Raw genomic sequence first — 26534 nt, forward strand, 5'->3', positions numbered from 1 at the left:
ACCGAGGAGGATTACGTCATGGCTCCTCTCGACGATGCGAAACCGGTCGCGACACCGGATGAGGAAGGGACGGCCGCTCCGGCGGCCGGCCGCTTCCTGAAGGCGATCTATGTGTACGAGGTGCCGGTGCGGGTCTGGCACTGGGTCAACGCGCTGGCTATCATGGTGTTGTCGGTCACCGGCTACCTGATCGCCAACCCGCTGCCGACCATGCCGGGCGAGGCCAGCGCCAATTTCCTGATGGGCTACATCCGCTTCGTCCATTTCGCCGCGGCCTACATCTTCGCCGTCGGCTTCATCGGCCGGCTCTATTGGGCCTTCGCCGGCAACCACCATGCCCGGCAGCTGTTCCGTTTCCCCTTCTGGGACCGCCATTGGTGGGGGGAGCTGTTCCTGGAAGCCCGTTGGTACCTGTTCCTGGAGCGCAAGCCGAAGCTGTATGTCGGGCACAACCCGCTGGCGCAGTTCGCCATGTTCTGGGCGATCGCCGTCGGCAGCGTCTTCATGATCGTCACCGGCTTCGCGCTCTACAGCGAGGGTGCCGGTCAGGGCAGCTGGCAGGACCGGCTGTTCGGCTGGGTCATCCCGCTGTTCGGCCAGAGCATGGACGTCCACACCTGGCACCATCTGGGCATGTGGGCGATCCTGCTGTTCGTGATCGTCCACGTCTATGCCGCGGTGCGCGAGGACATCATGTCCCGCCAGTCGATCATCTCCACCATGATCAGCGGCGTCCGCACCTTCAAGGACACCGAAGCCCCGGCGGACGAGGAGCATGAGCGGCCGGTGAAGAAGGCGGCACGGGTGGGGTAAGGTTGCGTTGCCGCCGATCGGCCGCGTGGCGAATGAATTTGAGCCACTCTTGCGTTGATACCCTGGCAGCGCGTATCGATTGACGATCGATCACGCCGCCGGGGACCGGACATGGGTTTCGCCAAAGAACTCTACACCCGTGAATATTTCACCGGGCGCGACGCCAAGGGAAACAAGCTCCACTATGGCGCGATCGGGATGGAGGAATGGGAGGTCGGCGGCATCTCCCCCATCCACCGCAAGTTGATCGATCAGTTCCCGCTCACCGATGCCCATGTGCTGGAAATCGGCTACGGGCGTGCCGAAAGCGCCCGTTACCTGCTGTCCACCGGAAAGGCCGCCCGTTACGTCGGCGTGGATTTCTCAGAAGCCGCATATACGCTGGCCGGGGAGACGCTGAAGGAAATCCCCGCGGATCGCTGGCAGGTCCAGTGCGACGATGCCTTGCAGTTCGTCACGTCCAAAGGCTTCCGGAACGCTTTCGACGCGATCCTGATGCTGGACGTGATCGAGCATATTCCCAAATCGGAGGTGCGGTCCCTTCTCCCCCACCTCTTTGCCGCGTTGCGTCCCGGCGGCTACCTGATCGTCAACACCCCATTTTACGCGGTGGACGAGGATTATATTGCGCAGAATTTCGAATACATCATGCCGTCGGCCACCGATCTCTTCCCCGAGACGCGCGGCATGCACTGTAACAAATACACCGAACAACGCTTGCATCAGGAATTGGCCGCAGCCGGTTTCTTCCGCATCGGCCCGGCCCTGTTCCGCCGTGCGCCCGAATTGGCGGAAAGCGCCAAATGCGCCGTGGTGATCCCGGTCGGGCCCGGACATCAGACACATTACCAGCAGGCGATCAATTCCGTGATGGCCGCCGCGCAACACGATCCCGGCCCCTTCACCGACTTCGATTGCGTCGTGATCGACGATACCGCAGGCATCAAGGGCAGGTCCGCCGCCCGCAATGAAGGTGTGCGCGAGGCGGCCGCCCGTGGAGCCGACTGGCTGTTCTTCCTGGATGCGGACGACCTGATGATGCCGCAGGCGTTCCAGCAGATGGCTCCGCACATGGACCGGGCCGACGCCGTGTGGGGTCTGATCCTGGAAAGCGTGGATGGCGGGCTTGGCCAGGAGACGGTTTCCGGCCGGATTCGTCTTCCGCAATTGCCGCGGATCGAAACAGTGAGCGATCTTCTGCTCCATGACCCCTACGTCACTTTGCAGATGGGACACTTCGTCCGCACCTCGGTCGCTCTGGCAACTCCGTTCGACGAATCGCTCGATGTGGGGGAGGATTTCGAATACTACCTGCGTGTCTGGAACAGTGCCCGGTGCGCGAAGATTACCGCACCGCTGTTCCTGAACCGCAGGGGAATGCATTCCTCCGGGCCGCGCTCCGGCAATGGCGCCGATTGGCGGGAGTCGGTCGGTCGGGTTCTGGAGAAGGCGCGGCAGGCACACGGCCTGGATCCCGACGGCGCTGCGGCGATCGAGGCCCGCAACGCGGCCACGGCGGACACCCGCATCTGGCAGCGTGGCTTCGGCGCAGTAGAACCCGGAAGCCATTATTCCATCAGCCGTCAGTTCCCCTATCACGGATTCCTGGAAATCGAGCCGACCATCGGCGAACCGATCGTTTTGTTTGACGACAACGACGACCTTGTCTGCATGAACCTGGGCTGGCGTGGCCGCTATCAGCCTGCGTCCCTGCGGCTCTGGCAGGCTCTGGCCACGCAAGGGCAGGTCATCTTCGATATCGGCGCCTACACCGGCATCTACACGCTGATGGCGGCGCGGGCCAACCCGGAGGCGCGCATCGTCGCGGTGGAGCCGGTCTCGGCAAATCTGGCGCGGTTGAAGAAGAACCTGGACGCCAACGGCTGCGACGGCCGTGCTTTGGCGGTGCAGGCCGTGGTCCTGGACCAACCGGGCGAGGCGGTGGTGTCGCGGGACGCCCCCCACGATATCCTCACCCCCGGAACGCTCATCGTCCGGGCCGCTTTGGGAGAAAACAATTCCACCGAAGTGGTTCAGGGCGTTACCGGGGTCGAACTGCTGGCACTGCTCGGCGAGACGACCGTAGACCTCGTGAGGATCGACCTGAAGGGTGCCGAGGCGCCGGCACTCGCCAGCATGGCCGAAATTCTGGGGCGCAGCGGTCCCGACCTGCTGATCGCCTGCCCGGACGAGGAGTCATCCGCCGAGATCGATGCGATTCTGCGACCGCTCGGCTACCGGTTCTATACCATTGACGACGAGGCCTTTCGGGTGGAAGAGATCGGGCGGTTCGTGGCTCCCGGCGGTGAGAACTCGCTCAACTGTTGGGCGACACGACGCGATCGTGCCGCCGTGGAAGACCTCGTGCGGACCGCTTTGCTGAGCGTCGCCCAAAGCTGATCGGTGGGTAGAGTCCTGCGTTGAAACCGTTGCAAACCTTGATTTGTTGCGCATACGTTCCCATATCCAGGAGGTTCCGAAACAACGGAGTCTCCCAGATCGGCGCCACCCAATGCGGGTGCGCCAGGAGGACGTCATGCCTTATCTTCCGACCATAGACTTGACCCCGCAGGTGAAAATGCTGCTGGCCCGCGGGGCGTTGACGCTGAACCCGGGCCAGTGGGTGCGGGGGGAGAAGGGGCGCGGCCGGTTCCTGCGCACCGATCCCCGCACCGGCACCACCTATGTCAGCTGGCTGCAACCGGGCGACGATTGGGAAACCGCATCGCAGCGTTTCCACCGCGCCTGCCGCAAAGGCTATATCGGCAAGTACCGCGGGCTGTACGCGTTCGACAAGGTGAACCGCGTCGCCGAAACCCCGCCCCTGCGCAAGAAGGTCCGGGCACCGGTCCAGATGCCGCTGTTCCCCTACAAGGCGAAGGACGCCGTCCACGCCTGACCGAGGCTGAGCCCGCCGTCATTGGCGGGAGCCAGCCTCGGCAGCAGCGCCTCCACCCCGGCCGCGCGAAAGCCGGCGACCAGCGCCTCCGCAAGCACCGCGTTCATCAGGCAGCCACCGGACAACACCACCCGGCGGAAACCGTGGGAACGGAGTGCCGGCAGCGTCCAATCCACCAGCGCCGCGGCCAGCGTGCCGTGGAAAAGCTCCGCCCCCTCCGTCGCGTCGGCAACGGACAGCAGGCGCTCCAGCAGGGGCGTCAGGTCGAGCTCGCCGTTCTCGATCCGCCACGCGCCCTCCGCCACCCGTGGCCGGCGCACCAGCGATTCCAGCGCCATCGGCGCCTCTCCCTCGAAGCCCGCCACGGCGCGGACGCCCAGCAACCCGCAGGCGGCGTCGAACCAGCGCCCGCAGGAACTGGTGAGCGGCGCGTTGATGCCGCGCTCGATCATCCGCCGCACGCCCTCGGCCGGTCCATGGCCGGCGAAGCGGGGGACGATCTCGTCGGCGCGGCCCATCCGCACCAGGGCGGATGCCGCCATCCGCCAGGGCTGGCGGGCGGCGACGTCGCCGCCGGGCTGGGCGAGCGGAGCGAGGCTGCCGATCCGCTCGGCCCGCAGCCCGTCGACCAGCAGCATCTCGCCCCCCCAGGACCCGCCGCCCTCCCCCAGCCCGAAACCGTCGAGCGCAAGGCCCAGCGCCGGCCCGTCGATGCGGTGTTCGGCCATCACGGCGGCGACATGGGCATGGTGGTGCTGGACCGCGATGGCCGGCAGGCCGCTCATCTCGGCGAAGCGGGTGGACTGGAAGTCCGGGTGCTTGTCATGGGCGACCGCCATCGGCTCCACGCCCAGGATGTGCAGCAGATGGGCGACCGTCTCCGCCAGAAAGCCCAGCGTCGCGGCGTTGTCGAGGTCGCCGATGTGCTGGGACAGGAAGGCCTCGTCGCCGCGGGTGACGCAGACCGTCGCCTTCAGATGGCCGCCGACCGCCAGGATCGGCGGCACGGGGCGGGCCAGCCGGATCGGCTCAGGCACATGGCCGCGGCCCCGGCGCAGGAAGGCGGGCGCGCCGGCCAGCTTCCGCACCACGCTGTCGTCGGCGCGGACGACGATGTCGCGGTCGTGATCGACGATCAGATCGGCGATGCCGTCCAGCCTCTCCCGCGCCTCGCCATTGCCAATGGCCAGCGGTTCGCCGCCGGGATTGGCGGAGGTCATCACCAGCGTCAGGTCCTGCGGCTCGCCCAGCCAGCCGGTGCCGTTCGGCCGGCCGGCCGCCTCGTGGAACAGCAGGTAATGCAGCGGCGTGTAGGGCAGCATCACGCCCAGCCACGCCAGATCCGGGGCGATGTCGGGTGCCAGTTCCGGCGCGTCCTCCCGCCGCCGCAGCAGGACGATGGGGCGCGCCACGCCCTCCAGCAATTGGCGTTCGTCGGCATCCATCCGGACATGGCGGGCGGCGGACTCCGCATTGGCGACCATCAGGGCAAAGGGCTTGCCGTTGCGCTGCTTGACCCGCCGCAGCCGCTCCACCGCATCCGCCCGCGTGGCGTCGCAGGCAAGATGGAAACCGCCCAGCCCCTTGATGGCAACGATCCTGCCGGCCTGCAGGGCGGCCAGGATATCCTCCGGCGGGTGCGACAGCTGGGGACCGCAGATCGGGCAAGCGGTCGGCTGGGCATGGAAGCGGCGGTCGGCCGGATCCCGGTACTCCGCCAAGCAGTCCGGGCAGAGCGTGAAGCCGGCCATCGCCGTCTGCGGCCGGTCATAGGGAAGCCGCCGGGTAATGGTATAGCGCGGGCCACAATGTGTGCAGTTCAGAAAGGCATAGCGATAGCGGCGGTCGGCCGGATCGAACAGTTCGGCGAGACAGGCCGGGCAAACCGCGGCGTCCGGTCCGATGCCGGTGGCGACGGCGCCCGCCGACACGCTGTGGTGGATAGTGAAGGAGTCCTCGCCGGAAAGCGGGGTGACGGTCTCGCACTCCACCGCGTCGATGCGGGCCAGCGGCGGAGCCTCAGCCGTCAGGGCGGCGAGCAGATCGGCGGCGGCGATGCCCTGCACCTCGATCAGCACGCCCTGCGGGTCGTTCAGAACCCAGCCGGTCAGGCCGAAACGCCGGGCAAGCGCATGGACATGCGGGCGGAATCCCACCCCCTGCACCCGTCCCCGCACGCGGATGCGCAAACGTATGTCGTCGTGGGACATGAAGGCCTGTTGGATGATCTTCGGCTGCACCGAACCCCGTCATCCTAACCGTCTCCCCTGGGGGGAGAAGGGATTTCTGCGCCGACGGGAGTGCTGTAACAAGGATCAAGTTCCGCGACACCACCCCGCTGAAGCCGCGTCAGGCTTAACGGAACGGGCTTCACCAGAGGTTGCTCTATGTTGGACATCATTCTTGGCAAGGTGCGCCCGCGCGCCCGAAAGTCGATAGACTTTTGAGCAGGCGGGCGCCGGCGCAACGGCCGCACAATATTCCTGTTGCCTGATATGGCGGGATCGTCGCCCCCCTTGGTTTTTCCCGGCGGCATTTTACCCGGCGGCAGCATGCAGGAGGCAGGATGTCACCCGATCCGCGGCTGTTGTCGGTCGCCACGGCGCTACCGCCCCACCGGTTCGAACAGGCGGAGACACTGACCGTCGCCCGGTCGGTGTTCGCTCATCGCTTGCGCGATTTCGACAGGCTGGCCCCCGTCTTCGCCAACACCGGCATCCGCACCCGCCATGCCGCCTGCCCGCTGGACTGGTATCTGGAGCCGCATGGCTGGGCCGAACGCGCCGCCGTGTTCGAACGGGTGGCGCTGAACTTGCTGGAAGAGGCGGCGGCCAAGGCGCTGTCCGCTGCCGGCCTGCGCCCCGCCGATGTCGACGTCATCGTCTGCGCCACCACCACCGGCATCGCCACCCCCAGTCTGGAGGCGCTGCTGCTCGACCGCATGGGCTTCCGGCCCGACACGGTGCGGCTGCCGGTCTTCGGGCTGGGCTGCGCCGGCGGTGCGCTGGGGCTGGCGCGGGCCGGCATGATGGCGCGTGCAATGCCCGGCCGCACCGTGCTGTTCCTGGTGGTCGAGTTGTGCACCCTGTCGCACCGGCCGGAGGAGGCCACCGCCACCAATGTCGTCGCCAGCGCGCTGTTCGCCGACGGTGCCGCCGCCGCCCTTCTGCGGACCCCGGCGGCCGATGACGACACCCCCGCTCCGCGCTTCGTCGACAGTGCCGAGCATACTTGGCCCGGCACGCGGCGGATCATGGGCTGGCGCATCGAGGACGAGGGCTTCGGCGTCGTCTTCAGTCAGGACATTCCCCGCCTGATCCGCGAAAGGCTACCCCCGGTGATCGACGGCTTCCTGACCGGCCGCGGCATGTCCCGCGCCGATCTGGCCGGAGTGATCTGCCACACCGGCGGCGCCAAGGTCCTGCAGGCGCTGACCGAGGTGCTTGCCCCCGCCATCGCCGGCATGGACGATTCCTGGGCGGTGCTGGGCGACTGCGGCAACATGTCGGCCGCCAGCGTGATGTTCGTTCTGGACCGGCGGATGCGCAGCGGGGCGACCGGACCGCACCTGATGCTGGCGCTCGGCCCCGGCTTCACCGCCGGTCTCACCCTGCTGGATCTGTGACGATGGACTCCATCGGCTGGCCGCAGATCATCCTGCTGGCGGTGGCGGCGCAACGGCTGCTGGAACTGGTGATCGCCCGCCGCAACACCGCACGTCTGCTGGCCGACGGCGCGCGGGAAGTCGGGGCGGCGCATTACCCACTGTTCGTCGCGCTGCATGCGGGCTGGCTGCTTGCGTTGTTCGTCGTGGTGCCGGCAGACGCGCCGGTGCATGGCTGGCTACTGGCGCTGTTCATTCTGCTCCAGGCAGGGCGGGTCTGGGTGATCGCCACGCTCGGCCGTTTCTGGACGACGCGGATCATCACGCTGGACGGCGCGCCGCTGGTCCGCCGCGGCCCCTTCCGCTGGGTCCGGCATCCCAACTACGTCGTGGTGGCGGGAGAGCTTGCGGTTCTGCCGCTGGTTTTCGGCGAGGTCTGGATCGCCATCGCCGCCACGCTGCTGAACATTCCGCTGACCCTGCACCGCATCCGGGTGGAAGAGCGGGCGTTGAGCGGACGGGACGGAACCGGGGGCGGTGCCGCGAGTTGGACAGGATGGAGCGGCCGACGTCCAACCCCCCGGCCAACCCCCCGGCCAACCCCCGACCGCTTCTGAGGCGCAATAAGAACAGGACCATCGCCATGTACCCGACCAACGGCCTCCCCAATTCCCCTGTCGTCTGCATCACCGGCGCATCCGCCGGGGTCGGCCGCGCCACCGCGCTGGCCTTCGCCGCCTACCGCAAGGCATCCATCGGCCTGATCGCCCGCTCGGCCGATGCACTGGCGGAGGTGAAGGCGGAGGTCGAACGGCTGGGCGGCCGGGCGCTGGTCCTGCCGCTGGACGTCGCCGATCCGGACGCGCTGGATGCTGCCGCCGACCGGGTGGAGGAGGCTTTCGGCCCCATCGACGCCTGGATCAACGTGGCAATGGTGACCGTCTTCGGCCCGGTTCATGCCGTGACGCCGAAGGAACTGAAGCGGGTGACCGAGGTGACCTATCTCGGCTCCGCTTTCGGCATCCAGACGGCGTTGCGCCGGATGCGGCCGCGCAATGCCGGCACGATCCTGCAGGTCGGCTCGGCGCTGGCCTACCGGTCGATTCCGCTGCAGTCGGCCTATTGCGCGGCCAAGCATGCGATCACCGGCTTCATCGACAGCCTGCATTCCGAACTGATCCACGAGGACAGCGGCGTCAGGCTGACCACCGTGCATCTGCCGGCGGTCAACACGCCGCAGTTCGATTGGGCGCGCAGCCACATGCCCCGCCGGGCGCGGCCGATGGGCACCATCTTCCAGCCGGAAGACATCGCCCGCGCCATCCTGCATGCCGCCGAAAATCCCCGCCGCGAATATTGGCTGGGTTGGTCGGCGATGCAGGCGATCCTGGGCAACTCCCTGGCGCCGGCCTTCGCCGACCGCTACCTCGCCAACAACGCGGTGGACGGCCAGATGACGGAGGAACGCGAGACGCCCGGCCGGCCCGACAACCTGTTCCATCCCGTCGAGGGGCTGCACCGCACCCGTGGGCGCTTCGGCCTGCCGCACAACAGCTTGCGGCTGGAGGCTCCAAGCGCGGCCGCCCGCGGCGTCGCGGTGGCGGCCGGATTTCTCCTGGTGGGCGGCCTGGGCTTCGCCATAAGCCGGATGACCCCGCGCCTGCGCTAGGCGGCGGACCGGCGATGCGGCCAGGGCCGGCTGCCGCGATCCGCTGGCTGGCCCATTTCATATGGAAACAGTTCGGCAGCGACATTGGTGGAATACGAACATTCCGCCCGAAACGCTATTGCCAACCGAAATCATACATACTACCATACCAGTGAAAGAACAAACTGGTCATCGGCCATCCCCATCCCTGCTGGACCGCCCCTTGACCCAGGGCGTTCGCCGGTGTCCCGGCGGCGGGCCGAACACGCACCAGTCGAATGCCGGCCGACCGTCGCCGGCGGTCCATATAGCTGGGAGGAAAAGGCATGTCTGTCATGGCGAACGCCGTGCGTACGGCGCTGTTCGGCGCAGTGGTGTCCCTGGTTTCATTCGGTGCCTCGGCGGCCGACTACACGCTCAGCGTCAACACGGCGCTGTCGCAGCAGGACCCGCTCTACAAGGGCCTGGAAGAGTTCAAGGCCAATGTGGAGAAGCGGTCCGCCGGCAAGATGGCCGTCCGCCTGTTCCCCGCCTCGCAGCTGGGCAAGGACGAGGATCTGCTGGAACAGGCCCGCGCCGGCGCCCCCGTCGCGGTGGTGGTGGACGGCGGCCGGCTCGCCGTGTTCGTCAAGGAGTTCGGCGTGCTGGGCGCGCCCTACGTCGCCCAGGGCTATGGCGGCATCCGCAAGGTCGTGACCTCGCCGATGTTCGAGGAGTGGGTGCAGAAGCTGCGCAAGGCGTCCGGCCATCAGGTTCTGTCCTTCAACTGGTGGCAGGGCGAACGCCATATGCTGACCAACAAGCCGGTGAAGGTGCCGGCCGACCTGAACGGCGTCCGCGTCCGCACGCCGGGCGCACCGGTGTGGATGGAGACCATCCGCGCCATGGGCGCCACCGCGACGCCGCTGCCCTGGTCGGAGGTCTACACCGCCATGCAGCAGCAGGTGATCGACGGCGCCGAGGCGCAGGACCCCGCCATCTACGGCTCGCGCCTGTACGAGGTGGCGAAGTACCTGACCAAGACCGGCCACATCAACCTGATCACCGGCATCGTTACCAGCGCCGCCTGGTTCGACAGCCTGCCGAAGGACATGCAGACGCTCCTGCGCGAGGAGTCGCTGAAGGCCGGCGACAGTGCATCCAAGGCGACCGAGGCGTCGCTGGCGGATTTCGAAAAGCAGATGACGGAGAAGGGCATGCAGGTCGTCGACATCGACGTCACGCCCTTCCGCGAGGCAACAGCGTCCGTCTATGAAAAGCTCGGCTATGGCGAGCTGCACAAGCAGGTCGACGCGCTGCTGAAGCAGTGACCGGTCTGCCTTTTCCGTCGTGACCGGGGTGGGGCCGCCTTTGCCGGGCCGCCCCGCTCCCCTCCCGCAACCGACGCCCGCACCCTACGCCCACGGCCATCCGCACCACCGGCGCACCCCCGCGGGCCGGACCGGAGCACCCCCTTGCGATGAAATCCCTGTACGTCAAGGCGGAGACGGTGCTGGCGACCACGCTGCTCGCCGTCATCGTCCTGCTGGTCTTCGTGGCCGGCATCAGCCGCTGGTTCGGCTATCCCCTGGTCTGGTCGGTGGACGTTGCGCAGCTGCTGTTCGCCTGGGCCAGCTTCCTCGGCGCCGACCTCGCGCTGCGCAAGCATGCCCATATCGGCATCGACTACATCGTCAAGCGCCTGCCGCCGCGCGTTCGCGCCATCCTGGACATCCTGCTGGCGCTGCTGGTGCTGGCCTTCCTGCTGACGATGGCGGTGAAGGGCTACCAGCTGACGATGCTGAACCTGGAACGCCAGTTCGGCGACAGCGGCATCAGCTATGCCTTCGTCACCTCGGCTGTGCCGGTCGGCTGCCTGCTGCTGTCCTTCACCCTGCTGGGGCAGACTATGGCAGCCATCGGCCGGCTTCGCCGCACCCCGCGCCCGATCTTCAATACGCCGTCGGACGTCCCGGTGGCGGAGGAGGTGATACCGTGATCCTGCTCGCCCTCACCTTCTTCATCCTGATGGCCCTGGGCGTTCCCATCGCCTTCGCCATCGGCATGGCCGGCTTCACCTTCTTCCTCACCAACGGCATCATCCCGGTGTCGATCGGGGTGCAGCAGGTCGCCACCGCCTCGCAGAGCTTCCCGCTGCTGGCCGTTCCCTTCTTCGTGCTTGCCGGTCACATGATGAACCGGACCGGCATCACCCACCGGCTGATCGGCTGTTCCAACGTGCTGGTGTCGTGGATGTCCGGCGGGCTGGCGCAGGTCTGCATCGTGCTGTCCACCCTGATGGGCGGCGTGTCCGGCTCCGCCGTCGCCGACGCGGCGATGGAGGCGCGCATCCTGGGTCCGGACCTGATTCGCAGCGGCTATTCGAAGGGCTTCACCTCGGCCGTCATCGCGGTGGGGTCGCTGATCACCGCGACCATCCCGCCCAGCCTGGGCCTGATCCTGTACGGCTTCGTCGGCAACGTCTCCATCGGACGGCTGTTCCTGGCCGGCATCGTTCCCGGTTTCCTGATGATGGCCGTGCTGATGGTCACCGTCTGGTGGATCGCCCGGCGGCGCGGCTATGGCGCCGCCACCACCCAGCGGCCGACCGGCAAGGCGATGTGGGAGGCGGTGGTCCACGCCAAATGGGCGCTGCTGTTCCCAGTGGCATTGCTGGTCGCCATCCGCGGCGGGCTGTTCACCCCGTCGGAGGTCGGCGCCTTCGCCGTCATCTATGCCGGCGTCATCGGCTTCTTCGTGCACAAGGAACTGACGCTTCGCGACATGGCCGACGCGCTGGTGGAGGCTGTGACGGACACCGGGCTGATCCTGCTGATCATCCTTTTCTCCGGCATGGTCGGCTACGCCATCGTCTTCGAACAGGCGCCGCAGAGCATCGCCGCCGCCATGACCGGCCTGACGCGGGAGCCGGTGCTGGTCGTTGCGCTGATCCTGGTCTTCCTGTTCGTCGCCGGCCTGTTCATCGAGAGCACGGTGCTGGTTCTGCTGCTGACGCCGATCTTCCTGCCGATCGTCCAGCCGCTGGGCGTCGATCCGGTGCATTTCGGCATCCTGATGATGACCATCGTCACGCTGGGCTCGATGACCCCCCCGGTGGGTGTGGCGATGTACACGGTGTGCAGCCTGCTGGACTGCCCGGTCGAGGAATACATCGTCGAATCCATCCCCTTCGTCCTGGCCGTGGTGGCGCTGGTCGCGGTGATGCTGCTGTGGCCCGGTCTGGTGCTGTTCGTGCCCAACGCGCTGATGTGAACGCCCCGGCAAATGTCACAGCGGAGCGGTCGGAAACCCGACTTGCAGCACTCGCGAAAGCTCCTATATGCTGTGTCGTACGCCAACAACAGAAAGGAGGTGATCTCGTGTCTCATTGTCCGTCTCACTCGTCGTCGAGCGCCAAGGCCGAGGTCTCTTTCTTCGCGAAGGGGATTTCGGTCCGCTGAGGACTGCGCCGTGGTGTCGACGACACACGGATTGACAATGGAAGGGCTGCCGGAAACGGCGGCCCTTCTTTGTTTTTTGCGCATCCGCACCTTCTCCTCCGCCCATTGACGCGGGCGGGCGGCACGGTCACGCTGCCCCGCGTCAGGGGCAGGAGCGCGATGACGATGTGCAGCGCCGTGGAAGCGATGGACCGATGACCGAACCGGAAGCCGATGACCGGCCGTCGCCCGACGCGCTGCTGGAGGAGGCCAACCGCGAACGGCGCGGGCGCCTGAAGATCTTCCTCGGTGCGGCACCGGGCGTCGGCAAGACCTATGCGATGCTTGAGGACGCCCGCGCAAGGATTCGCGACGGCACGGAAGTCGTCGTCGGCGTGGTCGAAACGCACGGGCGACGCGACACCGAAGCCCTGCTGGACGGTCTGGACATCCTGCCGCGGCGGCGGATCGAGTATCGCGGGCGGCCCTTCCAGGAGATGGACCTGGACGCCATCCTGGCCCGCCGGCCGAAGCTGGTGCTGGTGGACGAACTGGCCCACACCAACATCCCCGGCAGCCGCCACGTCAAGCGCTGGCAGGATGTGGACGAGATCCTCGACGCCGGGATCGACGTCTTCTCGACGCTGAACGTCCAGCATCTGGAAAGCCTGAACGACGTCGTCGAACGCATCGCCGGGATCAAGGTGCGCGAGACGTTGCCAGACGGCGTTCTGCAGCGGGCCGACGAGATCGCGCTGATCGACCTGCCGCCGCAGGAACTGATCCGGCGCCTGCAGGAGGGCAAGGTCTATGTGCCCGAACAGGCGAAGCGCGCGGCCGACCATTTCTTCTCCCCCGGCACGCTGACCGCACTGCGGGAAATGGCGCTGCGGCAGGCGGCGGAACGGGTGGACGCGCAGATGCTGCGCTATATGCGCGCCCACGCCATCGCCGGTCCCTGGCCAACGCGCGAGCGAATATTGGTGTGCATCGGCGACGGGCCGCAGGCCCTGCGGCTGGTGCGGACCGCCAAGCGGGCGGCGGAACGACGGGATGCGCCCTGGGTGGCGCTGTATGTCGAGACCCACCGCGACCATGCCCTGTCGGAGGAGGACAAGGACTGCATCGCCCAGGCGCTGCGGCTGGCCGAACAGCTGGGCGGCGAGACGGCCGTGGTCCAGGGCGAGCGGGCGGCGGCGGAGATCCTGGCCTTCGCCCGCGCCCGCAACGTCAGCCAGATCATCGTCGGCAGAGCCCATCCCAAGAACCGGCTGCGCGCGCTGCACCAGTCGGTGACCACCGACCTGCTGGCCCGCAACGAGAATTTCGACGTGATGGTGGTGGCCGGCGAGGACGAGCGGCCGGCGCGCAGCCTCGACACCAGGGCGCCCTCCCCCGCCTTCGACTGGCTGGCCTACGGCGTGGCGACGCTTACCGTAGCGGCGGCGACGGCGGTGGGGCTGCTGATCGACGTCTGGCTGCCGCTGCCAAACATCTCGGTCGCCTATCTGATCGGTGTGCTGCTGGTGGCGATCCGGCACGGGCTGGCGCCGTCGATCTACGCCTCGGTGCTGAGCTTCCTCGCTTTCAACTTCCTGTTCACCGAGCCGAAATACACCTTCGCCATCACCGACGTGCAGAACATCATGACGGTGTTCTTCTTCCTGGTGGCGGCGGTCATCACCTCCAACCTCGCCGCCCGCGTCCGCGCCCAGGTGGAGGCGACCCGGCTCAGCGCCCGGCGCACCGCCAACCTCTATGACTTCAACCGCCGCATCTCGGCGGCGGTCGGGCTGGACGATGTGCTGTGGGCGGTGGTCCATCACGTCGCCGCCACCATGAACGGCCGCTCGCTGGTGCTGCTGCCGCGCGACGGCCGGCTGGAGGTCGCCGCCGGCTATCCGCCCGAGGACACGCTGGACGAGAAGTCGATGGCGGCGGCGCGCTGGTCCTGGGAGAACGGCAAGACCGCCGGCCGCGGCTCCACCACCCTGCCCGCCGCCGACTGGCTGTTCCTGCCGCTGCGGACCGGGCGCGGGCCGATCGGGGTGCTGGGCGTTCAGATGACGGAGGGGCAGCAGTTGCTGTCGCCGGAACAGGGGCGGCTGCTCGACACGCTGGCCGATCAGGCGGCGGTCGCCATCGAGCGCACGGCCCTGGTCGCCGACATCGAGACGGCGCGCGTCGCCGCGGAGACGGAACGGCTGCGCTCCGCCCTGCTGTCTTCGCTGTCCCACGACCTGCGCACGCCGCTGGTCTCCATCCTGGGGGCATCGTCCAGCCTGACCAGCTATGGCGAGGCGCTGGCCCCGGCCGAACGGACCGAACTGGTGCAGACCATCCAGGAGGAGGCGGAGCGGCTGAACCGCTTCGTGCAGAATCTGCTGGACATGACGCGGATCGGGTCGGGCACGTTGAAGCCGCGCACCGACTGGGTCGATCTGGCCGACGTGATCGCGGCGGCGCTGGACCGCGCGAAGCGGATGCTGGAGGACCGCCCGGTGCGGCTGTATCTTGAGCCGGGGCTGCCGCTGCTGCGGCTCGACCCCGTACTGATGGGGCAGGTGTTCTTCAATCTGATCGACAACGCCTGCAAATACTCGCCCAACGGCAGCCCCATCATCGTCCGGGCGCGGCGCACCGGGGGCGAGGCGCTGATCGAGCTGTGCGACCAGGGGCCGGGCATTCCGGAGACCGACCGCGAGCGCATCTTCGACATGTTCTACCGGGTGGAGGCAGGCGACGCCCAGACGGCGGGGACCGGCCTTGGCCTTGCCATCTGCCGTGGTATCGTGGAGGCGCATGGCGGTAGCATCCGGGCGCTGCCCGGCCGGGATGGCCCCGGCACCTGCATCGCCATCCTGCTGCCGGTTCCGGCCGGGCCGGAGATCGCCGGGATGGAAGGAGACAGCACGCGTGGCGAAGATTCTGGTGGCCAAGGTTCTGGTGATTGATGACGAACCGCAGATCCGCAAGTTCCTGCGCATCAGCCTGTCGGCAAACGGCTACGAGGTGGTGGAGGCGGAAAATGGGCGCGACGGGGTCGAGGCCTGCGCGCGGCATCGGCCGGATCTGGTGATCCTCGACCTCGGGCTGCCCGACCTCGACGGGCAGGAGGTCATTAGCGCTGTGCGCCAGACCTCCCCGGTGCCGATCATCGTGCTGTCGGTCCGCGCCCAGGAATACGACAAGGTGGAGGCGCTGGACCGCGGCGCCGTCGACTATGTGGTCAAGCCCTTCGGCGTCGGCGAGCTGATGGCGCGCGTGCGCGCCGTCCTGCGCCAGCGCCCGGCCGACGCGGAGCCGCCGACCACCGTCACCGCCGGTGCCGTCGTCATCGACCTCGCCCGCCGGGTGGTCGGGCGCAACGGCACCGAGGTCCACCTGTCGCGCAAGGAGTACGAACTTCTGGCGATGCTGGCCCGCCACGCCGACCATGTCCTGACCCACACCGAACTGCTGCGTGAGGTCTGGGGGCCGGCGCATGTCCACGACACCGCCTATCTGCGGGTCTATGTGAAGCAGCTCCGCCAGAAGCTGGAGGCCGACCCCAACCTGCCGGCACTGATCGTGACGGAGCCGGGGGTGGGATACCGGTTCAGGACGGGGGCTGATTAAGTCGGCCCCGCTGATCAGCGCTTCTCGTCTCCGCCACCATGCGGAAGGTAGCTCTGAACGAGGTCCTTGGCGGTGTCCTTCAGCATGTCCCACACCTCCGGATCGCCCTTCGCCAGCGTCGCCATCATCGCCGCTGCGTTCTTCAGCGTGATGTGCGGCGGCAGCGGCGGGACGTTGGGATCGGTGTACGCCTCGACCACCACCGGCCCACGGGTCGCCAGCGCCTCGTCCCACACCTTGCCGAGGTCTTCGGGCTTGTCGACGAAAAGGCCCTTGAATCCCAACAGCTCGGCATAGCGGGCATAGGGAACGTCGGGAAGCTCCTGCGATGCCTCGAACTTCGGATTGCCGGCCTGGGCGCGCATCTCCCACGTCACCTGATTGAGGTCGCGGTTGTTCAGCACCAGCACGATGAAGCGCGGGTCGCTCCATCGCTTCCAGTATTTCGACAGCGTGATGAGGGCGTTCATGCCGTTCATCTGCATGGCGCCGTCGCCGACGATGGCCAGCACCGGGCGGTCGGGGTGGGCGAACTTGGCGGCCAGCGCATAGGGCATGCCCGGCCCCATGGTGGCGAGGCCGCCGCACAGGGTGGCCTTCATGCCCCGGCGGATCTTGATGTCGCGGGCGTACCAGTTGGTACCCGACCCGGTGTCGCAGGCGATCACCACGTCGTCCGGCAGCTTCGGCGACAGTTCCCAGAAGACGCGCTGCGGGTTGAGCGGCGTGGCGTCGTTCATGGCGCGGGCTTCCAGAACCTTCCACCAGTCGGCGACGCCGGCCTCGATCCCGTCGCGCCAGGACCGGTCCTGCTTGCGCCGGAGCAGCGGGATCAGCTCGCGCAGGGTGCCGGCGCTGTCGCCGACCAGATTGACCTCCATCGGGTAGCGGATGCTGAGCATCTTCGGATCGATGTCGATCTGCACCCCGCGCGCCTGCCCCTCCTTGGGCAGGAACTCCGAATAGGGGAAGCCGGAGCCGATCATCAGCAGCGTGTCGCAGTTGACCATCATCTCGTAGCTCGGCCGGGTGCCGAGCAGGCCGATGGAGCCGGTGACGAAGGGAAGGTCGTCGGGCAGCGCCGCCTTGCCGAGCAGGGCCTTGGCGACGCCGGCGCCCAGGATGTCGGCCACCTCGATCACCTCGTCGGTGGCGTTCAGCGCCCCGGCGCCGACCAGGATCGCCACCTTGGAACCGGCGTTCAGCACGTCGGCGGCGCGGCGCAGGTCGGCCTCCGCCGGGCGGACGACCGGGGCGGAATATCCGACGCCGGAATGGATGGTGCCATGGGCGCGCGGCGGCGTCTCGACCGCGTCCATCTCCTGCAGGTCGTTGGGCAGGATGATGCAGGTCACCGTCCGCTCGGCCATGGCGATGCGCACCGCGCGGTCCACCAGATGCCGAACCTGGGCGGGCGTGGAGGCCATGTGGACATATTCGCCGGCCACATCCTTGAACAGGGAGACAAGGTCGACCTCCTGCTGGTAACTGCCGCCGAGTGCGGTCAGCGCCTGCTGGCCGATGATGGCCAGCACCGGCTGGTGGTCGAGCTTCGCGTCGTACAGGCCGTTCAGCAGATGGATGGCGCCGGGGCCGGAGGTCGCGAGGCAGACGCCCAGTTCGCCGGTGTATTTGGCATGCGCGGTCGCCATGAACGCGGCCAGTTCCTCGTGGCGGGCCTGGATGAAATCGAACTGGTCGCCGGTGCGGGCGAGCGCGCCGACCAGCCCATTGATGCCGTCGCCGGGATAGCCAAAGACCCGTTTCACACCCCATTCCGAGAGCCGCTGCCAGAAGAAATCACTGACGTTCGGAGCCATTATCGCCTCTCTTGTCTCTGGTCGTGTTTCACCGCCGTGTCTGTTTCAACTGCGATCCGTCACTTCGGTTCGCCCGAAGCGCTCGATTTTTTTGCAGCCCTGCCCCGTCCGCCATCAGGCGGAGGCTGCGAGCCGCTCCAGCTTCGCCGGGATTCCCTGGCGCACGGCGGTTCCGGCAATGGGATCGACCCACACCGACGCCCCGGCGCGGGAAGGATCGGCGATGCCGAGGTCGTTCAGGTTGATGCCGGCCCCGATCTCCGGCACCGAGGGCTGGCTGTGCCCGCCGATCAGGTGCGGTCGGGCGCCGTATTCGCGGTGGCCGAAACCATGCTCCACCGCCAGCACGCCGCGCATCACGCCATGGCGGACGATGGCGGTGGCGTCCTGCATCCCGCCCGGCGTGGCGATGCGGATGCGGTCGCCGGTCTCGATGCCCAGGCGGCGGGCGTCCTCGGCGTTGATGCCGACCGGATTGTCCGGATGCAGGTGGCGCAGCCGGCCGGCGGCGATGGTGTAGGCGCTGACCAGCATCGATTTGGAACTGACCAGCTGGAACGGCCAGTCCTCCGCCGTGTGGTGTTTATGGACCGGGCTGCCGTCGGCGAAGACCGGCTCCATCCAGGTGGCGGTTCCGGTCCAGCGCCGGCCGGTGATGCTGCTCTTCGCTGTTCCCACCGCCTCGTTGTAGACCTGCAGCGGCTTGAGAAACTTGTGGACGGCCTTGTCGCCCTCGAAGCCTTCAGCCTGATTCTGGTAACGGCCGCCGCGCACCAGGATATAGGCGACCTTGCGCCACTCCTCCGGCTTCAGCGTGGCCTGCAGCACCGGCATCACCCGCCCGACGCCGGACAGGGCGATGTCGCGGTCGTCGGCATCGGCGACCGGCTGCTTGCCGAGCCACGCGATGTTGGCGCCGCCGCGCAGATACCAGTCCTCCGGCCGGTCGAGCGGATGGAGCTTGCCGTCCATGTCGGCGATCGCGTCGGCGCCGAAGCCGGGCAGGCCCAGCCGCTTGGCCAGCGCAATCAGGAAGGTCTCCATCTGCACATGCAGCCCGTCGGGCAGCGCCTGCGTGCGCGGCTCCACCACCGGCCAGCGCGCGGTGCTGGTCTTGGTCGGCACGCCGCCCCAGGGCGATGCCCAGCCCCAGGTTTCATACAGCACGGTGTCGGGAACGATGTAGTCGGCGAAGGCCGAGGATTCGTTGATGAACGGGTCGATGGAGACGATCAGCGGCAGCGTCTTGGGGTCCTTCAGCGCCGCTTCCGCCGCAGCGCGCAGGCCGGGGATGCCGTAAACCGGGTTGCTGTTCCACAGGAACAGGGCCTTCAGGCGATAGGGGTAGCCGTCGGCAAGCCCGCTGGTGAGATATTCGGTGGTCAGCTGCGGCGCGGCCGGATACCAGGGCGCCTTGGCCGGATAGGGCTTGCCGGCTGCATTGTTGCGGGCGAACTCGCTGGACTTCTCGTAAGGGACCGGACGGCTGATCGCCGTGCCGGACGGCTTCACCGCGCCGGGGAAGCTGGCCAGCTTGTAGCGCGGGCCGTCCTGTTCGTCCGGGAAACGGCCGCCGCCGAAGATGCTGCCGCCCTTCCAGTTCAGGTTGCCGATCAGCGTGTTCAGGGTGACGACGCCGAAGGCGTTGTAGAAGCCGTTGCCGGCCATCATGCCGCCATGGGCGTTGGCGACCGCCTTCTTGCCATGGCTGGTGAATTCGCGCGCCAGTCCGGCGATGATGTCGGCGGGGATGCCGCAGGCGTCGGCATAGCCGCGCAGTTCCAGCCGCATCGCCTCCTCGCGCAGCAGGGTCAGGCTGGTCTTGACCGAGACATCGCCGGCCGGCGTCACCACCGCGCCGTCATGGAACAACACCGCCGGCCCGTCCAGAACATCGTGCGCCACCGGCTTTCCCGCCGGGTCCAGCACGACAAAGGCGTCCTTCTCGCCATACCGCTCCTTCTCGTCCAGCTCCACCCACCCCATGTCGGAGGCGCGCAGCATCCGCCCGTCGCGCGGGTGGCCCTTCTGCCGGATCACCAGATGGGTGGCGTTGCACCAGCCGGCCTCGCCCGCCGACGTGGCGGCCTTGGCATTCGGCTGGGATAGATAGCGGCTGTCGATGCGGTCGTTCTCGAACATCCAGCGCATCATGCCCATCACCAGCGCGCCGTCGGTGCCGGGCCGGATCGGAATCCAGTTCGACCGCTCCCCCGCCGCCCGATTGTCGGCGTTGGTCAGCACCGGATCGACCACCACGTAGTTCAGCACGCCGTCCGTGCGCCCCTTGGCGACCAGCATGGCCTGCCGCTTGAACGGGTTGCCGGCGTTGGAGGGGGCGGTGCCGATGAACAGCACGAATTCGGCATTCTGCAGGTCGGGCTTGGCGTGCGGCATCGCCTTCAGGTCGCCGAACGCCGCGCCGGAACCGGAGCGATAGGCGCCGCCGCAATAGGCGCCATGGCCGGCGAAGTTGATGGTGCCGAGCGCCTGGTTGAAGAAGCGCCGCACGAAGGGCTCCCTTCCGTCATTGACGGAGGCCAGCAGCGCCACCTGATTGACCTTCGGCCCCAGTTCGGGAGAGGCATGCTCGATCGGCGTCTTCAAGTCGCGCAAGGTCCGCAGCCCCTCCACCGGCCCCTCGCCGAACAGGTCGCCGCCCTCGGCGATCTCCTCCACCAGCTTGTCGAAGGCGATCGGTTCCCAGCGGCCGGAGCCGCGCGGGCCGACGCGCTTCATCGGCGTGGTGATGCGGAAGGGGGAGGTCAGCATCTCCAGCGCCGCGTTGCCGCGCCCGCAGGCGGTTGAGCGGCCCTGCAGCCCCTTCTCGTCCAGCCGTGACAGCGAGCGGAAGCTCTCCTCGATCGGCGTCGCATAGGGCAGGAACGGGTCGGTGGACAGCGGGCTGTAGGGGTTGCCAGCCACTCGCAGCACGCGGTTCCGCTCCACATCCACCCGCACCCGGACGCCGCACAGCGTGGTGCAGCCCAGGCAGGCGACGTTGGCGACGATCTGGCCCGGCGTCGGCTCCACGGCGCCGGTCGCCGGGTCGATGCGGAATTCCGGCTTCGGCGCATTGCCGCTGATGGTGTCGTCGGGACGCTCGCCGGCCCAGGCGCCCTTGACCAGCTTGCGGCCGGTCTCCGAGAAGCCGCCGGCGAAGGCGGCCAACGCGCCGCCCGCGGCGGTGGAGGTCAAGATGTGGCGACGGGTGATGGACATGGTGGACACTCCGGTCTTCGCGAGCGGTGCTCAAGCGCGGATTGAATTGGTCGGGCCGGCTATTCGGCGGCGGTCAGACGCCCGCCGGGATGGCCGGATGCGTTGGCCGGACGGCCGGCGGCAGGGGTAGACGACACCGGCAGCAGCGCCGTCATCAGGATCAGCAGGAACAGCCACAGCCCCGCGGTGCCGACGATGCCCATCAGCCCATCCGGGCCGGCCGGCAGCGCGTATTCGTAGAAACCCGCCCCGGTCTTCGGCACCGACTGGCCGCCGATGAACACGGTCCAGCGGAACATCCAGGCGCTGTGCACGGCGATCAGCCCGGTCAGCAGCCCGGTGCCGGCCGGCCGGGCGACGGCGATGACGAAGGGCACCACCGTCGCGGCCACCGCCCAGACGGCGGTCACCCGCCACGCTTCCGACCCTGCCACGCTGTCCAGCGCCGCCGCGTGCCCCGCATCCAGCCCCGACAGGCTAAGCGCCAGCCACAGCCCGCCGCACAACATCACCGCGGCCAGCACGGCGGCAAGCAGCCGGTTGCCCAGCACCTCCACCCCACGGTCGGCGGTGCCGACGACGCGGTTGAGGATCAGCACCAGCCCGAGGGCGCCGGCCAGCGCGGTGGTCAGGAACTGCACCGGCAGGAAGGGCGTGTGCCACAGCGGCCGGGCCTTCACCACTGCCACCTCGACGCCGGTGTAGAGCGCCACCAGCGCCGCCCCGGCCAACACGAACAGACCGGCGGCCCGGATCAGCCGGTCGTCGCGGCCGCCGCCCAGCGCCGCCAGCCGGTACAGCCCGGCCAGCCGGCTGTCGACCCGGCCATGCGCCTGCAACTCCTCGCGCAGGCAGGCCCAGCCATAGACCAGCAGGCCAGCGATGTAGAACGGGATGAACAGCGATCCCCACCACATCCAGGAGGTCGGCCGGAACACCACGTAGAAGTGCCAGAAGCGGCCGGGCTGGTGCAGGTCGGACAGAAGCGCCACCGGCGCCGCCAGCCCGCAGGTCAGCGCCACGATCAGGGCGAGCCGCCCCAGCGGGCGCCAGCCGTCACGGGCGAAAGCGTAGCCGGGCAGGCTGAGCAGCAGGCCGCCGACGGACAGGCCGATCAGGAAGAAATACTGCACGGCCCAGGGAAGCCATGCGACCTCGCGGGTCACGTTGATGACTTCGACGATGTGCGTGTCCATCATGCATGCTCCTTATCGGCATGCGGCGCCGGCCGCCACAGGGTCGGCGTGCCGTCCACCTTGCCCTGCATCTTCGGATCGAGGCCGATGTAGAAGACCCGCGGCTGGGTCCCCATTTCGGGCTTCAGCACCTTGGGGTTCTGCTCGCGCACCAGCTTCGACACGGTGCTGTCGGGATCCTTCAGGTCACCGAAGATGCGGGCGCCGCCGACGCAGGTCTCGACGCAGGCGGGCAGCAGCCCGGCTTCCACGCGATGGACGCAGAAGGTGCATTTGTCGGCGGTCTGGGTTTCGTGATTGATGAAGCGGGCGTCGTAGGGGCAGGCCTGGACGCAATAGGCGCAGCCGACGCACACCGAATTGTCGACCACCACGATGCCGTCCCGCCGCTGATAGGTGGCGCCGGTCGGGCAGACCGGGATGCAGGGCGGGTCCTCGCAGTGGTTGCACAGGCGCGGCAGCATGTAGGAGCCGGCCTTGCCCTGCTCCGTCACCTCGTAGGTGGAGACGATGGTGCGGAAACTGTTTTCCGGAACGTCGTTCTCCATGATGCAGGCGACGGTGCAGGCCTGGCAGCCGACGCATTTGCGCACATCGACCACCATGGCCCAGCGGTGCGCCGCATCACCGGACGCCGAAACGGCGCCTGCATCCGCCGGTGCGGCGGCAAGCGTGGCGGCGCCGACGGTTGCGGCCCCGGCGCCCAGGCAGAAATTGCGTCGTGATCGGTCCATGGCAGGCTCTCCCGGCACCCATTCCCAGCCCGCAAAACATGCGGGCCGATCTCAGGGCCAAGGATAGCCAGGGGCACGGCGGCGCCCCATTGCGGTGTTCCCCACACTTCTTAGGGTTTTCCCCCGCGACGCCAAGCCGCAGGCTGCTATTCCGCCTCCAGCAGCAGCCGGGTCAGGTCGGCGACCGACGCCACCTCCAGCTTGTCCATCACATTGTGGCGGTGGACCTCGACGGTCTTCATCGACAGGTTGATCTCGGCGGCGATCACCTTGTTGGGCTTTCCGGCGACCACCAATGCCGCCACCTGCCGTTCGCGCGGGGTCAGCCGGCCGATCAGCGCGCGGACGGCGCGCTTGCGGTCCGCCGCCTCCCAGGCACGGCGGGACTTCTCCAGCGCCTCATGCACGCGGTCGAGCAGGAGTTGGTCGTTGAAGGGCTTTTCGATGAAATCGACCGCCCCGGCCCGCAGCGCCCGCACCGCCATCGGCACGTCGGCGTGGCCGGTGACCACCACCACCGAGAGCAGCGACCCCGCCCGCGCCAGCGTATCCTGCAACTCCAGCCCGCTCATCCCCGGCATACGGACGTCGGTGACGAGGCAGCCCGGCCGGTCGGGCTTGAGCGCCCGCAGGAACTCCTCCGCCGAAGCGAAGCTCTGCACCTCCAGCCCCAGCGAGCCGATCAGCCAGCCCAGCGAATGACGCATCGCCGGATCGTCGTCCACCACATAGACGGTGCGCGGCGAGACCGAACTTTCCGTATCATGGCTCATGGGTCGGATTCTCCTGTGCCGCCGGAAGGACAAAGCGCATCTCCACGCCCCCGCCGGGATTGTCCGCGGCCCACAGATGGCCGCCATGGGATTCCAGGATGGTCCGGCAGATCGACAGGCCCAGGCCCATCCCCTCCGGCTTGGTGGTGAAGAAGGGGTCGAACAGCCGCTCCCGCGCCTCCGCGCTCAGGCCATGGCCGCGGTCGGCGACCGTCACCCTTACCCGCCCGTCGCCGTCTGGTCCGGTGCGCACGGTGATCCCGTCGGCCGGCGGGCACCCCTCCATCGCGTCCAGCCCGTTCTTCATCAGGTTGAGGACGACCTGTTCGATCTGCACCGCGTCGGCCGCCACCCGAGGCAGCCCGTCGGCCAGATCGAGCGTCACCGCAATGCCGGCGCTGCGCGCCCGGTCGGCGCACAGGGCGGCGGCGGCCCGGACGGCGTCGTTGATGTCCACCGGCTCGATCTGCGGAGCGCGCTTGCGGACGAAGTTGCGGATGCGGGCGATGATGTGGGCGGCGCGGTCGGCCTGTTCGGCAATGGCGCGGGTGGCGTCGGCCAACTCGGCGGACCGGCCGGTGCCGGCCTCCAGCCGGCGTGTGCAGCCGCGCGCATAATTGGCGATGGCGCCCAGCGGCTGGTTCAGCTCATGCGCGAGGTTGCTGGCCATCTCGCCCAGGATCGACAGGCGGGCGACATGGTCGATTTCGCGCTGGCGTTCGCGGGCATTCTCCTCGGCGCGGCGGCGCTCCGCCATTTCGCGGAGGAGGTCGCGGTTGACCGCCCGCAGCTCGGCGGTGCGGACCTTGATGAGATGCTCCACCCGCAGCGAATGGATCGTCCACCACAGCAGGGCCAACGCCGCAAGCGCCAGCCAATGCCAGTTCTCGCGCGCCAGATCGACCAGCGAGACGTCGCGCAGCGACCGGTAGGGACCGATGCGCAGGGAGCGGAACAGGGCGTGGACCGGCTGGTAGTCGCGCGGCACCGCCCAGCCCTGATAACCGCCGGCCTTTGCTGCGGGGTGGTCCGGCGGCATCTGGAACAGGGCGACCACCGCCTGCTTCGCCAGTCCTTCCGACGTGCCGGCGAGACGCGCCAGCGGCCAGTCGGGATAGAGGACGGTGGAATGGGTGCAGGCGAAATCCGGCGCGCTCCGCGGGCCGAGGACGCGGAAGGCCGCCGGGTCGATCCGTCCCTCCGCCACCAGTTCCTCCAACACGCAGGCGCGCAGCACGCCGGCATCCACCGTCCCGTCGCGCACGGCGAAGGCGACCCGGTCCACCGGGAAGCCGGAAAAGCGCAGGTCCTTCAGATCGCGGAAGGGATCGACCCCGGCATCCAGCATTTCCCCCCAGGCGACCTGGAAACCGCCGAAGGCATCGGGGTCGATGGCCATCAGCGTCCTCCCGCGGAGGTCACGCAGCGCCGTCAGGTCGCGGCGGTCGGCACGCACGATGATGGCCGAGCCGATGGCGTTGCCGGAGGACGGTCCGGACTGCAGGGTGGCGATGCGGGTGACGCCGTACCGCGCCTCCAGATCGACATAGTTGCCGGTGTTGGTCAGGATCAGGTCCACCGTCCGGTTCTGCACGGCGGCTTCCATCCCGGCGAGGTCGAGCGCCACCATCTCCGCCCCGCGACCGGGAAAATGATCGCCGAGATAGCGGATCGTCGGTTCCCACACCGACGCCGCATGCTCCTCTCCACGGTAGGCGAGCACGCCGACCCGGACCGGCGGCTCGGCAGCCCATCCATGCGACGACAGCAACAGCAGGATGACGGAAAGCAGGCGGGCGACCATGGTGGCTGAACTTGCGAGGGGGTTCAGCCCTTTAGCGCGTCTACAGCCCCGGCACAAGGCGGCGCACGGTCACGGACGTCGGCGAGGGGGCGAGATGCTATCCATCCCGCGCAGTGGGGTGTCGGTAGCTCCCTGCCTCCGCCACCATCCGAATTGCATGATCGCGATGTCGCCGAACGAACTCCGCTTCGACCATTTCCTGCAGATTTCCTTCTCCGTCTTCTCGCTGGGCAATCTGTTATCCGCTTCGACGTGTCGCGGCTGGCGCGGCCGAGACCCGCCGTCTGCGGACCTCCGGCGTCGCCAGATCGGCGATGGTGCGGACCATTCGCGTCGATGGCGCGTTATTGAATGCAGCAACAGGGAGACAGACATGGCCGAAGCCAACATCAACGACCGATCAAGCTTCGAACGGGCTTACGACCGGCATTCCTTCGAACAGGATGCGGCAAAGAACGCGCGCAGCGACACGGCGGTCGTCCACGGCGTGACCATCCTTTCCGCCCCGGATGCCGAAGGGCGAGTCGAACTGTCGCGTGCCTCCCAACATGTGGGGGAGGGAAACCCGGAGGGCGATACCGTCTTCGTCGCTGCCTTTCGGCATCACGACACTGCCGCCGGCGCCGCCAGCACCTACGCGAGTTCGGTCGAGCCGGTTGCCGAAGCTCACGGTGAAGCCACCAACGACTATCGGAGCTTCATCGATCAGCTTCTGAACACGGCGAAGAGCGCGCAGTTCAAGCCCGAAATCGGCCGCGGCGAAGAGCGGTTGAAAGGCTTTCACGGTGGATAAGCGGCTCGGTGCTTCAAACCCAAACGCGAAAACGCCCCGGCTCTGATGAACCGGGGCGTTTCTGATGTGGTGTGAAGATGCAAGCTTATGCTTCGTGTTTGGCGTCTCTTGAGGCTGAGTGACCTGGCGGCGACCTACTCTCCCACGTCTTAAGACGCAGTACCATTGGCGCGGAGGCTTTTCACGGCCGA

19 protein-coding genes are annotated in these 26534 nt (G+C 68.0%); 12 read left to right on the top strand and 7 right to left on the bottom strand.

Annotated elements, in window-relative coordinates; genetic code table 11:
• Positions 1-18 precede the first annotated feature (18 nt).
• The 3 genes from cybH to FZ938_RS24525 all read left to right on the top strand — a co-directional run bounded on the left by cybH (position 19) and on the right by FZ938_RS24525 (position 3712).
• Complete coding sequence (cybH, locus tag FZ938_RS24515) at positions 19-813, top strand: Ni/Fe-hydrogenase, b-type cytochrome subunit (RefSeq protein WP_149201024.1); 795 nt, start codon at positions 19-21, stop codon at positions 811-813.
• Between the two features lie 111 nt (positions 814-924).
• Entirely contained in the window at positions 925-3213 is a 2289-nt protein-coding gene (locus tag FZ938_RS24520) for an FkbM family methyltransferase (RefSeq protein ID WP_149201025.1), read from the top strand.
• Between the two features lie 136 nt (positions 3214-3349).
• A complete protein-coding gene (locus FZ938_RS24525; protein WP_149201026.1) occupies positions 3350-3712 on the top strand; it encodes a hypothetical protein in 363 nt (120 codons plus the stop codon).
• Here the strand turns inward: FZ938_RS24525 and hypF are convergent.
• Positions 3682-5952 (bottom strand): carbamoyltransferase HypF, encoded by a 2271-nt coding sequence (gene hypF / locus FZ938_RS24530; protein WP_246799099.1) that lies wholly within the window; start codon positions 5950-5952, stop codon positions 3682-3684. The two genes, FZ938_RS24525 and hypF, sit on opposite strands and share 31 nt — an antisense overlap.
• Positions 5953-6278: 326 nt before the next feature.
• On the opposite strand from hypF, the gene FZ938_RS24535 reads away from it, so the two are divergent.
• From FZ938_RS24535 to FZ938_RS24570, 8 genes are all read left to right on the top strand, one after another.
• Positions 6279-7337 (top strand): type III polyketide synthase, encoded by a 1059-nt coding sequence (locus tag FZ938_RS24535; protein ID WP_149201027.1) that lies wholly within the window; start codon positions 6279-6281, stop codon positions 7335-7337.
• Positions 7338-7339: 2 nt separating this feature from the next.
• Positions 7340-7933 (top strand): isoprenylcysteine carboxyl methyltransferase family protein, encoded by a 594-nt coding sequence (locus FZ938_RS24540; RefSeq protein WP_149201028.1) that lies wholly within the window; start codon positions 7340-7342, stop codon positions 7931-7933.
• A gap of 26 nt (positions 7934-7959) precedes the next feature.
• Entirely contained in the window at positions 7960-8985 is a 1026-nt protein-coding gene (locus FZ938_RS24545; RefSeq protein WP_149201029.1) for an SDR family oxidoreductase, read from the top strand.
• Positions 8986-9290: 305 nt separating this feature from the next.
• Positions 9291-10274, top strand: a complete 984-nt coding sequence (locus FZ938_RS24550) for a C4-dicarboxylate TRAP transporter substrate-binding protein (RefSeq protein WP_149201030.1) — start codon at positions 9291-9293, stop codon at positions 10272-10274.
• Between the two features lie 149 nt (positions 10275-10423).
• Complete coding sequence (locus FZ938_RS24555; protein WP_149201031.1) at positions 10424-10942, top strand: TRAP transporter small permease; 519 nt, start codon at positions 10424-10426, stop codon at positions 10940-10942.
• Complete coding sequence (locus FZ938_RS24560) at positions 10939-12216, top strand: TRAP transporter large permease (RefSeq protein ID WP_149201032.1); 1278 nt, start codon at positions 10939-10941, stop codon at positions 12214-12216. Before FZ938_RS24555 ends, FZ938_RS24560 begins: the two co-directional genes overlap by 4 nt.
• 382 nt (positions 12217-12598) lie before the next feature.
• Positions 12599-15337, top strand: coding sequence for a sensor histidine kinase (locus FZ938_RS24565; protein ID WP_149201033.1), 2739 nt, complete (start codon positions 12599-12601; stop codon positions 15335-15337).
• Entirely contained in the window at positions 15300-16001 is a 702-nt protein-coding gene (locus FZ938_RS24570; protein WP_281399492.1) for a response regulator, read from the top strand. The genes FZ938_RS24565 and FZ938_RS24570 overlap by 38 nt, the downstream gene beginning before the upstream one ends.
• 14 nt (positions 16002-16015) lie before the next feature.
• Here FZ938_RS24570 and FZ938_RS24575 read toward each other — a convergent pair whose 3' ends face one another.
• The 6 genes from FZ938_RS24575 to FZ938_RS24600 all read right to left on the bottom strand — a co-directional run bounded on the left by FZ938_RS24575 (position 16016) and on the right by FZ938_RS24600 (position 25550).
• Complete coding sequence (locus FZ938_RS24575; protein WP_149201034.1) at positions 16016-17821, bottom strand: thiamine pyrophosphate-requiring protein; 1806 nt, start codon at positions 17819-17821, stop codon at positions 16016-16018.
• A 114-nt stretch (positions 17822-17935) separates the two neighbouring features.
• On the bottom strand, positions 17936-21043 hold the full coding sequence (locus FZ938_RS24580) for a molybdopterin-dependent oxidoreductase (RefSeq protein WP_149201035.1): 3108 nt from the start codon (positions 21041-21043) through the stop codon (positions 17936-17938).
• 59 nt (positions 21044-21102) lie between these two features.
• The gene (nrfD, locus tag FZ938_RS24585; protein ID WP_211101155.1) at positions 21103-22242 is read right to left on the bottom strand and encodes an NrfD/PsrC family molybdoenzyme membrane anchor subunit; all 1140 of its coding nucleotides are present in this window, start codon (positions 22240-22242) and stop codon (positions 21103-21105) included.
• Positions 22239-22973 carry a sulfate reduction electron transfer complex DsrMKJOP subunit DsrO gene (dsrO, locus tag FZ938_RS24590; protein WP_149201036.1) on the bottom strand — a complete coding sequence of 245 codons (735 nt, stop codon included), beginning with the start codon at positions 22971-22973 and terminating at the stop codon, positions 22239-22241. Before dsrO ends, nrfD begins: the two co-directional genes overlap by 4 nt.
• Before the next feature lie 146 nt (positions 22974-23119).
• Positions 23120-23746: a response regulator transcription factor gene (locus FZ938_RS24595; RefSeq protein WP_149201037.1), complete on the bottom strand. Its 627-nt coding sequence runs from the start codon at positions 23744-23746 to the stop codon at positions 23120-23122.
• Complete coding sequence (locus FZ938_RS24600) at positions 23736-25550, bottom strand: sensor histidine kinase (protein ID WP_149201038.1); 1815 nt, start codon at positions 25548-25550, stop codon at positions 23736-23738. Before FZ938_RS24600 ends, FZ938_RS24595 begins: the two co-directional genes overlap by 11 nt.
• A gap of 157 nt (positions 25551-25707) precedes the next feature.
• On the opposite strand from FZ938_RS24600, the gene FZ938_RS24605 reads away from it, so the two are divergent.
• Positions 25708-26343 (top strand): hypothetical protein, encoded by a 636-nt coding sequence (locus tag FZ938_RS24605; protein WP_246457259.1) that lies wholly within the window; start codon positions 25708-25710, stop codon positions 26341-26343.
• Positions 26344-26534 lie beyond the last annotated feature (191 nt).

The organism is Azospirillum oryzae, assembly GCF_008364795.1.
Classification (GTDB): Bacteria; Pseudomonadota; Alphaproteobacteria; order Azospirillales; family Azospirillaceae; genus Azospirillum; species Azospirillum oryzae.

Coding starts and splice junctions, on each gene's coding strand:
- cybH (WP_149201024.1), top strand. CDS start 19: ATGGCTCCTCTCGACGATGCGAAACCGGTCGCGACACCGGATGAGGAA.
- FZ938_RS24520 (WP_149201025.1), top strand. CDS start 925: ATGGGTTTCGCCAAAGAACTCTACACCCGTGAATATTTCACCGGGCGC.
- FZ938_RS24525 (WP_149201026.1), top strand. CDS start 3,350: ATGCCTTATCTTCCGACCATAGACTTGACCCCGCAGGTGAAAATGCTG.
- FZ938_RS24535 (WP_149201027.1), top strand. CDS start 6,279: ATGTCACCCGATCCGCGGCTGTTGTCGGTCGCCACGGCGCTACCGCCC.
- FZ938_RS24540 (WP_149201028.1), top strand. CDS start 7,340: ATGGACTCCATCGGCTGGCCGCAGATCATCCTGCTGGCGGTGGCGGCG.
- FZ938_RS24545 (WP_149201029.1), top strand. CDS start 7,960: ATGTACCCGACCAACGGCCTCCCCAATTCCCCTGTCGTCTGCATCACC.
- FZ938_RS24550 (WP_149201030.1), top strand. CDS start 9,291: ATGTCTGTCATGGCGAACGCCGTGCGTACGGCGCTGTTCGGCGCAGTG.
- FZ938_RS24555 (WP_149201031.1), top strand. CDS start 10,424: ATGAAATCCCTGTACGTCAAGGCGGAGACGGTGCTGGCGACCACGCTG.
- FZ938_RS24565 (WP_149201033.1), top strand. CDS start 12,599: ATGACCGAACCGGAAGCCGATGACCGGCCGTCGCCCGACGCGCTGCTG.
- FZ938_RS24575 (WP_149201034.1), bottom strand. CDS start 17,821: ATGGCTCCGAACGTCAGTGATTTCTTCTGGCAGCGGCTCTCGGAATGG.
- FZ938_RS24580 (WP_149201035.1), bottom strand. CDS start 21,043: ATGTCCATCACCCGTCGCCACATCTTGACCTCCACCGCCGCGGGCGGC.
- nrfD (WP_211101155.1), bottom strand. CDS start 22,242: ATGATGGACACGCACATCGTCGAAGTCATCAACGTGACCCGCGAGGTC.
- dsrO (WP_149201036.1), bottom strand. CDS start 22,973: ATGGACCGATCACGACGCAATTTCTGCCTGGGCGCCGGGGCCGCAACC.
- FZ938_RS24595 (WP_149201037.1), bottom strand. CDS start 23,746: ATGAGCCATGATACGGAAAGTTCGGTCTCGCCGCGCACCGTCTATGTG.
- FZ938_RS24600 (WP_149201038.1), bottom strand. CDS start 25,550: ATGGTCGCCCGCCTGCTTTCCGTCATCCTGCTGTTGCTGTCGTCGCAT.
- FZ938_RS24605 (WP_246457259.1), top strand. CDS start 25,708: ATGATCGCGATGTCGCCGAACGAACTCCGCTTCGACCATTTCCTGCAG.